This is a genomic window from Desulfatiglans sp. (genome assembly GCA_012513605.1).
GTDB lineage: Bacteria > Desulfobacterota > DSM-4660 > Desulfatiglandales > HGW-15 > JAAZBV01.
This window is the reverse complement of the sequence record JAAZBV010000153.1, coordinates 119,344-129,561: the sequence shown is the minus strand read 5'-3', so window position 1 is coordinate 129,561 and position 10,218 is coordinate 119,344. Positions and strand designations below refer to the sequence as shown.

The 10,218-nt window shown below is 44.6% G+C and carries 9 protein-coding genes; 1 reads left to right on the top strand and 8 read right to left on the bottom strand.

The genetic code is table 11. From position 1 onward, the window contains the following. Nucleotides 1-62 precede the first annotated feature (62 nt). From GX654_20580 to GX654_20560, 5 genes are all read right to left on the bottom strand, one after another. Nucleotides 63-683, bottom strand: coding sequence for a hypothetical protein (locus tag GX654_20580; protein NLD39259.1), 621 nt, complete (start codon nucleotides 681-683; stop codon nucleotides 63-65). 289 nt (nucleotides 684-972) lie between these two features. Continuing rightward, complete coding sequence (locus GX654_20575; protein NLD39258.1) at nucleotides 973-1,368, bottom strand: hypothetical protein; 396 nt, start codon at nucleotides 1,366-1,368, stop codon at nucleotides 973-975. A 184-nt stretch (nucleotides 1,369-1,552) separates the two neighbouring features. Then, nucleotides 1,553-2,281 (bottom strand): hypothetical protein, encoded by a 729-nt coding sequence (locus GX654_20570; GenBank protein NLD39257.1) that lies wholly within the window; start codon nucleotides 2,279-2,281, stop codon nucleotides 1,553-1,555. An 86-nt stretch (nucleotides 2,282-2,367) separates the two neighbouring features. After that, nucleotides 2,368-2,919, bottom strand: coding sequence for a DOMON-like domain-containing protein (locus GX654_20565; protein ID NLD39256.1), 552 nt, complete (start codon nucleotides 2,917-2,919; stop codon nucleotides 2,368-2,370). A gap of 246 nt (nucleotides 2,920-3,165) precedes the next feature. Further along, nucleotides 3,166-4,554 (bottom strand): aspartate kinase, encoded by a 1,389-nt coding sequence (locus tag GX654_20560; GenBank protein ID NLD39255.1) that lies wholly within the window; start codon nucleotides 4,552-4,554, stop codon nucleotides 3,166-3,168. A gap of 186 nt (nucleotides 4,555-4,740) precedes the next feature. On the opposite strand from GX654_20560, the gene GX654_20555 reads away from it, so the two are divergent. Beyond that, nucleotides 4,741-6,642, top strand: coding sequence for a hypothetical protein (locus GX654_20555; GenBank protein NLD39254.1), 1,902 nt, complete (start codon nucleotides 4,741-4,743; stop codon nucleotides 6,640-6,642). A 213-nt stretch (nucleotides 6,643-6,855) separates the two neighbouring features. Here GX654_20555 and GX654_20550 read toward each other — a convergent pair whose 3' ends face one another. From GX654_20550 to purB, 3 genes are read right to left on the bottom strand one after another with little or no spacing between them, the layout of a single operon-like run. Further along, nucleotides 6,856-7,314, bottom strand: coding sequence for a DUF1285 domain-containing protein (locus tag GX654_20550; protein ID NLD39253.1), 459 nt, complete (start codon nucleotides 7,312-7,314; stop codon nucleotides 6,856-6,858). A gap of 2 nt (nucleotides 7,315-7,316) precedes the next feature. Then, nucleotides 7,317-8,621: a histidinol dehydrogenase gene (gene hisD, locus GX654_20545; GenBank protein NLD39252.1), complete on the bottom strand. Its 1,305-nt coding sequence runs from the start codon at nucleotides 8,619-8,621 to the stop codon at nucleotides 7,317-7,319. A gap of 17 nt (nucleotides 8,622-8,638) precedes the next feature. Continuing rightward, a complete protein-coding gene (gene purB / locus GX654_20540; protein NLD39251.1) occupies nucleotides 8,639-9,997 on the bottom strand; it encodes an adenylosuccinate lyase in 1,359 nt (452 codons plus the stop codon). Nucleotides 9,998-10,218: the final 221 nt, after the last annotated feature.

Here is a 10,218-nt window from a genome sequence, read left to right as displayed (position 1 = left end):
TTTTCATCGGGATTTTGACTTTCGTTTTTTAAATTCGTTTTATTTTTATAAAAATAATTTTTTTAGGGCTGCCATACCCTGGGAGCATAAATCTCTCGAAAAAAGGGTTTTTCGACAGCCTCGTTCGATTCTCTATGCTCAGCCGCAATTGGCAAAGTAAAGGTTGTGGGTTTGACGCCTCGGCAGTCCTGCACTTCAAGATCAATCCAGGCGGCACCATTCCACCAGCCTTCGCCAGAAAAGGACCCGGCGAAGATCGACTGCTGAGTCGAAACAGTGCCCACGACTGTTCCCCATGACCCTGATGCGTTTCCCTGAGCGGAGCTTACCGCATTGGCGAATGCTACCGAAGAAATCAGACGGCTCCCGAAAGACGCACCCAAGATGACGATCCGAATGCGAACTGCTACTCGACCGGGTGGGATCTTTGTGAAGTAGTCTTTCCATTCAATCGAAGAACCGTAAATCCTTTTCAAATCTTCTTGCAGTTGTACCGCCGCATCCTTTGGCTCTTGATTTGCCCTACCATCAAAAACGGCTCCGAGAACTGGCGGTTTCAGTTCAAGGCCCACCCTCGGCGGTTCGGACAATGTTGGGGCGATGTGGCGTTCTGTTGCACACCCGGCGATTAACGTCATAGCAGCCGCCAGAGCGAAAGTTATCTTCAGATATCCGCTGTTCATTCGATTCCTCCAGCTAACAATTTATTCACTTGATCCGGCTATCTTTACATTTTGAATGTTATACACAAAGATGAACCGGATTATTAAAAAAATGATACTGAGTTTGAAATTTTTTAACAAAGCATTGGCATAGTATCCATTAATAGACTAATAATCAATCATAAATAAACATAATTTGAGGTGTATGTCCTGAGTGCAATAAATTACAGCTTAAGGAACTTGAAAATTTTTAGCGCTGATTATATTTGGCAACAGACTAAAGTCAAAAGTGATGGTATCTTTTTGTACATCATTTTAGCCGTTCACAAAGCCCAATCTCTGTGACATAGTCACCGTTCATATCCTCATAGCGATAGACAAGTGTACCGACTTTTTTCAAAATACGTTTTAGGCGCTTTCGGCGATAGGCTTCATCTCTCAGAGCGCGCCTGAGCAACCTGGGAAATTCATCAATATTGATGTCGTCTTTTGTGGCTGTAATTAGAGTGCTATTCATAATCAGTTGTCTGTCATCAATTTCTATCGAATCAAGTCTTGTATCGGCATCAGCATTTCTGGGAAGCATTGGATCGAAATATTCCTTTGCTTCCTTGATTAATTGATCCAGCGGCTTAGTGTCGTCGGCACTTCCAAATTGACTGGTTATATTGCCAAAAAAGAACCTGGCGTACTTGATGGGATTCATATTCTTCTTTTCCGATTTACGCTCAGATAACCCAGCAGAGATAATCCTTCCTGCGTATATTTAAACTCCGAATACACAGCAAACGTATGGTTCAAGGTATTATACGCGAGCATCTTCACCCCTTTAACTGGTTGCTATCACACTATATTAAAGAGGTGAAGAGATGAACCAAACCAATCTATGATTATTTCTTCTTTGTTGCCTTTACTTTCTTAGCAGTCTTAGCCACCTTTGGCGCTTTAACTGTCTTTGCTGCCTTTTTTGGCTTTGGGGCCTTTACTGTCTTTGTAGCTTTAGGGGCCTTGGCCGCCTTTTTTACCTTTTCTGCTTTGGGTGCTTTAGCAGCCTTGGTGGCCTTTGTTGCCTTAGCAGCTTTTGCTACCTTAGCAGCTTTGGGTGTTTCAGCCGCCTTTGATTTTTTAGAAGCCTTTTTTGGCTTATTGTTTTTAGCAACGTAATTGGGACGGCCCACAACCTTTGACAGCTTTGTAGGTCTTACAGATGCCTCAGCTGTAATGCTTACATCTATAAATATTAATGGCTTTCCTACCCTCTTTATATCCAGCGGGCAGTGCTTGGTGTACTTGGGTACAAAGATATAGCAGGGGTAATTGATTTTGATGATTTCGTCCCCGAGTGTAAACTCTATATCTGCATCAAAGTCGACAAAGTTGGTGCTTTCACCGATCAGGTATATCCACTGATCAAATGGGTGCGCATGGGTCGGTGAACCGAGCACATCCGGTTTGGTGATACGTGCAAATCCCATCGCAAGTACAGAGTCCTTGATATCAAGGGGGCCCAGGCCCGTGATCATAGGCTCCTTGATTGTGTTGTGGATTGATTTCCAGGGTTTAAGCTGAACGACATTGGGTTCACGTAAAACATTTTTCAGTTTCATAATGCCTGCCATATCTTTCTCCTTTGATTTTATTAGTTAGACCGGTTTTGTGCAAAGACTATAAGTAAAATATATATTGCTGTCAAAATTATTCGTGATCATAAACTAACCCACCCCTCTTTTGCATGAAAATCAGGGGTGGATTTCGGGTGTCTAATCGCCCAGTAAGTTTTAATGCCTGTACTGTGTTCAAGCACAGCAGATAGCCCGATAAGGGTATCTGCTGTTATGGGTACAAGTTCATTATCAATTTCAACTGTAAGATCAAGCCCACGTTCAGGGATTACATGCACATCAAATGGCAGGGAGGTAAAGGCCTGGTCTGTTTGCATATCCTCTCGGTAACCTTTGAATAAATATACATTCCATGCGCCAGAGGGCGAGAGATTAAACTCCCTGTAGGCTTCTCCATCTCTGCTCCCAATAAATATCTCAAAGCAGGTGTACGCCCACAGGTTATCGGTCCGCTTTGCTGTTGATGGGTCAAACAGAGGGATAAAAAGGGTATCAGATCTGGTGCGCAGTTCAAATGTTATGTGCAGGCTTTCAGGAGATATTATAATTTTAACGTTGATCCGGCATTCTTCAGGTTGAGCCTTCTCCGGGAAGGGTTGTAAATTGAACTCTCTAATTAATTTTTCCTGCTTCAATTTAGTATTTTTTTAGGGAATTAGAGTTTCCACCACAGAGGACATCCGCCTTCGCTGAAGCTATGGCGGGACAGGCGGAGAACACAGAGAAAATCTTTTATTTTACTATCAATTAATGATTTTTGTTTTTCTTAGCGCCCATTGCGTCTTTGCGGTTCAATTTTAGTCTGTCACTTCAACCATATAAGGACACGGAGTTCAAAGAGCTTTATTTAAAACTTCTACATCTCCTCCGTGTCCTTTCTGCTATTCACATACTGCCCGGTGCAGGGCCTGCTGCGTCTTTTTAAAATCCGCCCTTTCAACTATAAACTGCATATTGGTCTGTCTTGAGGTCTGCGAGATGGCCATTACATTTATCTTTTCATCGGCAAGTGACCTTGTGGCAGCGGCTAAGATACCCGGTTTGGCAATATTGGTGCCAATGGCGCATACAATAGCGGCATTGGAGAGGGTGACACTCTGGAACCTCTTTTCAAGCTCTTTTACAAGGGGTTCGGTGCAATCCTCTTCATCAATAATCACCTCTATTGTATTGGCGTTTGTCATCTTGGTAATGTATGAGACATTATGGCCCTTCAAAACCTCCATGATCTTGAGGTCGAAACCGACTTCCCCCACCATCTGGGGCTCATAGACCTCAAGGCTTACTACCCTGTCAGAACCGGCAATGATCTCAATCTTTGACTCAACAGATTTATAGTCATTAGTGATAACCGTACCGTCATGCTCCGGTTCAAAGGCGTTTTTTATCCTGATAGGTATCCTCATAAGCTCCAGCGGTTTAGATGCCTTGGGGTGTATGGCCTCCATACCCACATCAGCCAGTTGGTCTGCCACATCAAAGTTTGTATTGCAGACGGGGTGAATATGCTCTTCGCCGATTATCTTGGGGTCGCCTGAACTCAGGTGATATTCCTTATGAATGATTGCCTCTTCGGCCCTAAGCTGCACAGCCACCTTGGAGAAGGTTACCTCAGAGTATCCGCGGTCAAATTCCCGCATAATACCCTCAACGCCCTTGGTGTACCCTGTGGCAAAGCAGATGCTCTTAGATGGGTCAATGCTATTAAAGACATCCTTTATGCGCCCGTCAATGGATAATTCCCTGTCATCCTGCCACCCGCTCAGGTCAACAAAGGTTGTATTATACCCGAGATTCTTAAGAATATTGGCCGAGTTAAAGGCGCTGTGCATCTCGCCAAGGGAGGCCAGCAGCTCACGCGCTGCAAGAAGCACCTCGTTTCTGTTTACATACCCGGATGCCAGGACTGTATCCATGCTTTTTAAAACACTGAATGCACCGTCTATGCGTTCAGCAATAAAACTGTTTGCCTCATCAAGATTCAGGCCCGCTTTTTCAAAGCCTTCATTAATAGCGAACAGATGATTTTTCAGCTCTGCTAATGGGGAGTTGTAATCTTCGCGATCTTTGAATTTTTTATATATTCCAGGGACACGGGTCTTTTTATGCTCCAGGAGCATGTTCGTGATACCATCATATGCTGAGACCACATACACCCGGTTATATATATCATCTTTATCAAAAAGGATTATGTTCTTTATTATCTCGGGGAACCTTGTCATTGATGTCCCGCCTATTTTTTCTACGCGCAGCCCTTTGTTTACAGCCATTTTTTTCCTCATATCTATTTTAAGGCTCACTTGAATATCAGTTTTATCCCCTTTTTGTAAACTCAAAACTTATTGTAATCAGTTTAATTTTTGACCACCAGTATACCAAGAATAATATGGACAGTGGCCATAGATAATGCTAATAAAAGCCTTTTTTAAAAGGAAAATATCGGAGGACTCAAAAAAATGGTGCTCAGTTTGATGCGAAAACATGCCCAGTCATGGATTATAAAATTTTTGATTGGAATAATTGCGTTGGTTTTTATCTTCTACTTTGGTTACTCATTTAATTCTGATGATGGCATTAAGGTTGCCGAGGTAAACGGGGAGGCTATAGGCAGGGTAGAGTATGAAAAGGCTTACAGTGATATGCTTACCTCCTTCCAGAACCAGTACAAGAGCTTTTGGAATGATAAACTGGTTGAGGCATTTGACCTGAAAAACCGGGCGCTTGAGGGGCTCATTGAGCAGAAGCTTATTGCCCAGGAGGCAGAAAAACTGGGGCTCACGGTTACAAAAGCCGAGATACAGGAAAAGATACTGGAGATACCGGCATTTTTGACTGACGGCAGGTTTGATGAAGGCAGATACCGGGCTGTGTTGTCAAACAATCGTACAACACCTGAGGTATTTGAAGAGGGATATACAAGAGAGTTGTTGCAACAAAAGGTCGCTCAGTTTATCACAGCCTTTATTGTGCCCAGCACACAGGATGTGCTTGATCACTACAGGTATGCCAATGAAAAGGTAAAGGTCGGTTTCGTTAAATTTACACCCGATGAGTTCAGGGATGCTGTCCCGCGGGATAAGGAGGCCATGAACACCTTTTTTAATGAAAAGAGGGAGAGTTACAGGGTCCCTGAAAAGATAAAAATAGCCTATATAAAGATAGGCGCTGAAAAATTCAGTAATGAGGTCACCCTGGAAGAGGATGACCTTAATGGCTATTATGAAGACAATATAGATATGTTCACACAGCAAAAACAGGTAAAGGCAAGCCATATACTCTTTATGACCGCCCAGGATGCCTCACCTGAAGAGATTGAAAAGATAGAGGAAAAGGCCGCATCTGTGCTTGAAAGGGCAAAAAAGGGCGAGGATTTTGCGGCGCTTGCAACTGAATTCTCTGATGATACATCAAAATCAAAGGGCGGCGACCTGGGCTATTTTTCACAGGGCAGGATGGTTAAGGAGTTTGAGGATGCAGCCTTTGCGCTTGAACCGGGCCAGATAAGCGATCTGGTAAAAACAGACTATGGGTATCACATCATAAAGGTGGAAGATAAAAAGGAAAGATCAGTCAAGGCATATGATGAGGCAAAGGGGCAGGTAGACAGTATCTTAAGAAGAATCAAAAGCATGGACATGGCAGATGAAAGGGCTAGAACACTTTTAGACCAGATGCCCTATGATGTTGATCTTGAAAAATATGCCGCTGAAAATAACGAGCAGTACATAACAACCGACTTTTTTTCACAGGCTGAGCCGGCGCCAGTGATTATGAATAACACAAAGCTTGCTGAGACCCTTTTTACCCTTGAAAAGGGTGATCTGACTGAGATAGTAGAGCAGAATAATGAGTTCTATATAATGCAGGTGATAGATAAAAAGAGTTCATATTTACCGGAACTGGATGAGGTCTATGCCGCTGTTGAGGCGGATTTTGTGGACAACATGGCGCTCAAGGCTGCAAAGGAAGAGGCTGAAGCCTACCTGAAAACCGTTAAGGAGAAAGATACCTGGGCAGAGCTTGCTATAGAAAAGGGTAAGACACCTGAGACAACAGACTTCTTTACCAGGGAAGGAAACCCGGAAAAGATAGGGCCTGCCCAGGGGCTTAATGAGGCTGCATTTAATCTGACCCAGGATAACCCATACCCTGAGACTGTGTTTGAGAATCAGACAGGGGCCTATGTTATCAAATTTGAAGAGAGGCAGGATATTGATGAGGCCAGATTCAATGAAGAAAAAGAGAGCTTTACAGAAAACGTGGCCAATAGAAAGAAACAGGAGGCTATAAGGGACTGGATAGCAAGGTTGAAGGCCAATGCAAAAATAGACCTGAGCTATTTTGAGCGGATGAGGTAAGGTGCTGATTAAAGGCGGAATGGAAATTTTAAAAACCCATTCACCACGGAGGACATCCGCCTTCGCTGAAGCTATGGCATGACAGGCGGAGAGCACGGAGAAAATCTTTTTGTTACATTAACAATGAATAATTTTTGTTTTTCTTAGCGCTCTTTGTGTCTTTGCGGTTCAATTTAGGTCTGTCACTTCAACCATACAAGGACACGGAGAATTTTAAGTCATTAGATTGATATAGTTTCTTTTATTATTTAGAGGGAGATAGTATTTATCTCCCTCTTCTTTTATGCGGGATGCGAGCTGGTAATAGGCGGCCCTGCTGAAGCGTGCCCTGAAGAGCCCCTGTTTGATAGTGCAGTAGAGGATGTTTCCCTCACCGATAATCAAGGTTTCCGGTTCAAGGGTTTCGTGCGTCTCATCAATCAGAGAAAGGCGAACCCTTTCTACCTTTCCATCCGCACCTGCAAAATCCACCCTTGTCACAATAAATGGGGCATCCTCCACCTCCACATAGCAGGTCTCATTTCCCCTTTTAATGATGTAGATGCCTGAATCGTCTATTGTAAGGTGGCTGTAAAAATCAAGGACAATCCCCCTGTTTATCATCTCAGCGCCGTTGTGAAACCACTTGCCATCCTTATCTATATATATCATGCATGGGGGGATGTTTTGCATTTTTACCTCGTTCCTGCTGCATCCACATGACAGGGCAACCCCTCCTCTTCACCAAGCGCCCGGATGGTCTCTTCAAGATCACCGAGCGCCTCTGCTGATAGCCCCCCTATTGTTGAGGTTTTGATCATATCCCTGCATGTAATGCCGCTGAATGCCCTTGCAAAGCCGTTTGTGGGAAGAACCGCTGTAATCCCTATGGCATAGTTTGCAGCAGAAAATGAAGTGTTGTGCCCAATGAGTATCTCACCAGCATTATGCACCCTTAAGAGGACAATCTCCTCTGTTTCCTTTGTGCAGGCAATCAGGAGATGTTCAGGCGCATATTCATCCACAGTCCTTATTGCATTTTGTATATCCTGAACCACTGTAATGGCGCCCATTCCATCAGGTCCGAATACCCGCTCAAGAATGGGTCGCCTTGCTTCAGGTACAAGGGGGATTAGTTGAGAGAGTTCTTTTGAAACCCTTTCTGCAAACATCTTGGAGGTTGTTGCCAGAAGTACAGATGAATCAGGCCCATGTTCTGCTTCACACATGAGGTTCTTTGCGATCCACCTTGGGTCTGCGCTTTCGTCTGCTATAATCGCACAGTCAGTTGGGCCAATGCCCACTACTGCCTTTTTACCATATGAAAATGCGACACTCATGGCCGCTGCTATACCTGCCGGGCCAGGGCCGAACATGCCTGCCACCTCCGGTATGGATTCAGTACCGAATGTCATGCCTGCAAGTAGGGCCACACCATTACCTATAACAACCCTGTGCGCCCCTGCTATAGATGCTGCTGCCACGGTTGACCGGTTTGCCTTTCCATCTGCCTGTGGCGGCATGGCCACCACAATATTTTTTACACCTGCAACCTTTGCAGATATAACCAGCATAAGGGCGGTTGATATGAGGGGGCCTTTCCTGGCCGGTATGTAAAGCCCAACTGAATCTAGGGGGCTGATCTTTTCACCTATTATTGTGCCGGGCCGTATCTCCTTTTGCCAGAAGGCGGGCGGCATCAATGCCTCGTTTACCTCCCTGATGTTGTTGATTGCCTTTTCAACCGCCCTTCTGAATTTGGGGGCAAGGTCATTAAGGCATCTTTCAATATATGCATCAGCAACCCGGATATTTTCAACCCTGATCCTGTCGAACTTTTCTGTAGCAGCTATAACTGCCCTGTCACCAGAGGCCTTGACCTCTTTAAACAATTTGGAAATATCAGAGACAAGGGCGCTGTTCAGGAGGCGTTTCCGGGGTGCAAGCCTCCTCTCAAGCAAATCCTCATCCCCTGGGAGTATAAATAATAAATCTTTCATTGCTCTATTTTGTATCTCTATTTGATATGTTTGATAAGTGTGCTTGCTATCCCTGTATAGGTCACAGGCGTAAGCTTTAAAAGCCTGTTCTTATCCACCTGTGGGAGGGCGAGCGAATTGATAAATGCACGAAGGTCATCCTGTGTGATCTTCTTTCCTCTTGAGAGCGCCTTCATCCTTTCATAGGGGTTTTCTATGGCGGCCTTTCGCATGACCGTCTGCACCGGTTCTGCCAGCACCTCCCATGCATCGGCAAGGTCGCTATATATGGCGTTACGATCAATTGATATCCGGCCGATTCCCCTTATGGCGGACTTTATAGCAAGGTAAGAGTGCCCGATGGCGCTCCCCGCATTCCTTATTGCGGATGAATCGGTTAAATCCCTCTGAAGCCTTGATATGGGGAGCTTGGAAGCAAGGTGTTCAAGGAGGGCATTACTTATGCCGATGTTGGCCTCCGAGTTTTCAAAATCAATGGGGTTTACCTTATGGGGCATTACAGATGAACCCACCTCTGTGCTTACCACCTTCTGCCTGAAATAACCAAGGGAGATGTATGACCACATGTCCCTGTCAAAATCCATAAGGATATTGTTGAACCTTATAAGTGCGTGAAACAGCTCTGCCATATAGTCATGTGACTCTATCTGGGTGGTAAGGGGGTTAAATGTAAGACCCAGCCTCTCGATAAACCTCCTTGAGATCTCCTCCCACTGGATATCAGGGTATGCGGCACAGTGTGCATTGTAACAGCCAACAGCGCCATTGAACTTGCCCAGGTATTCTATGTTTCTGATCTGGCTAAGCTGCCTTTTCCACCTGTATATAAATACCGCAAGCTCCTTACCCGCGGTTGTGGGTGTGGCTGCCTGGCCGTGTGTCCTTGCTAGCATGGGGATATCACCGGCCTCTTCGGCTATGGCGCTGAGCCTTTTAACCATATCCTCTGCAATGGGTATCCATTCGTTATTTATCCCATCCTTAAGCATAAGGGCATGGGCAAGGTTGTTTATATCCTCTGAGGTGCAGCAGAAGTGAATGGACTCTGAAAGCCCTTCAATAGATGAACCTTTTATCTTCTTTTTAATATAATATTCAACCGCCTTTACATCATGCCTTGTTTCATCCTCTATATCTTTAACGACCCTGGCCTGTTCTTCATTAAAGTCAGCGACTATTTTTCTTAAGGCCGCCTTTTCTGTGTCAGAGAGCGCCCTGACATGGGTGATGTTAGCCTCTTCAGACATCATGATGAGCCACTCAACCTCAGCATGAATGCGGTATTTAATCAAACCCCATTCGGAAAAACAGGGTTTGAGAGGGTCAATATTTTTACTGTAGCGCCCGTCAAGGGGGGACAGGGAATTTATAGACATAAATGCCTCCATAGCTTGAATATAAAAAATTCCATTGCTGACAGCTGATCCGCCTTCGTATAAAACTATGGCGGGACAAGTCGCTGACAGTTATATCCAGGATTTACTTATTCTGGATGAACACTAGATAGCTGAATAATCTTAAAAAGTAAAGCGAATGAAGGATAACTAAAAGTGTTGTAAAGATCAGGAGGCTTTTGTAAGATGCGCCAATTCCAGCA

Bases quoted from the DNA above. Each gene is read 5' to 3' on its own strand.
- GX654_20580 (NLD39259.1), bottom strand. From the start codon at position 683: ATGAACAGCGGATATCTGAAGATAACTTTCGCTCTGGCGGCTGCTATG.
- GX654_20575 (NLD39258.1), bottom strand. From the start codon at position 1,368: ATGAATCCCATCAAGTACGCCAGGTTCTTTTTTGGCAATATAACCAGT.
- GX654_20570 (NLD39257.1), bottom strand. From the start codon at position 2,281: ATGGCAGGCATTATGAAACTGAAAAATGTTTTACGTGAACCCAATGTC.
- GX654_20560 (NLD39255.1), bottom strand. From the start codon at position 4,554: ATGGCTGTAAACAAAGGGCTGCGCGTAGAAAAAATAGGCGGGACATCA.
- GX654_20555 (NLD39254.1), top strand. From the start codon at position 4,741: ATGGTGCTCAGTTTGATGCGAAAACATGCCCAGTCATGGATTATAAAA.
- GX654_20550 (NLD39253.1), bottom strand. From the start codon at position 7,314: ATGCAAAACATCCCCCCATGCATGATATATATAGATAAGGATGGCAAG.
- hisD (NLD39252.1), bottom strand. From the start codon at position 8,621: ATGAAAGATTTATTATTTATACTCCCAGGGGATGAGGATTTGCTTGAG.
- purB (NLD39251.1), bottom strand. From the start codon at position 9,997: ATGTCTATAAATTCCCTGTCCCCCCTTGACGGGCGCTACAGTAAAAAT.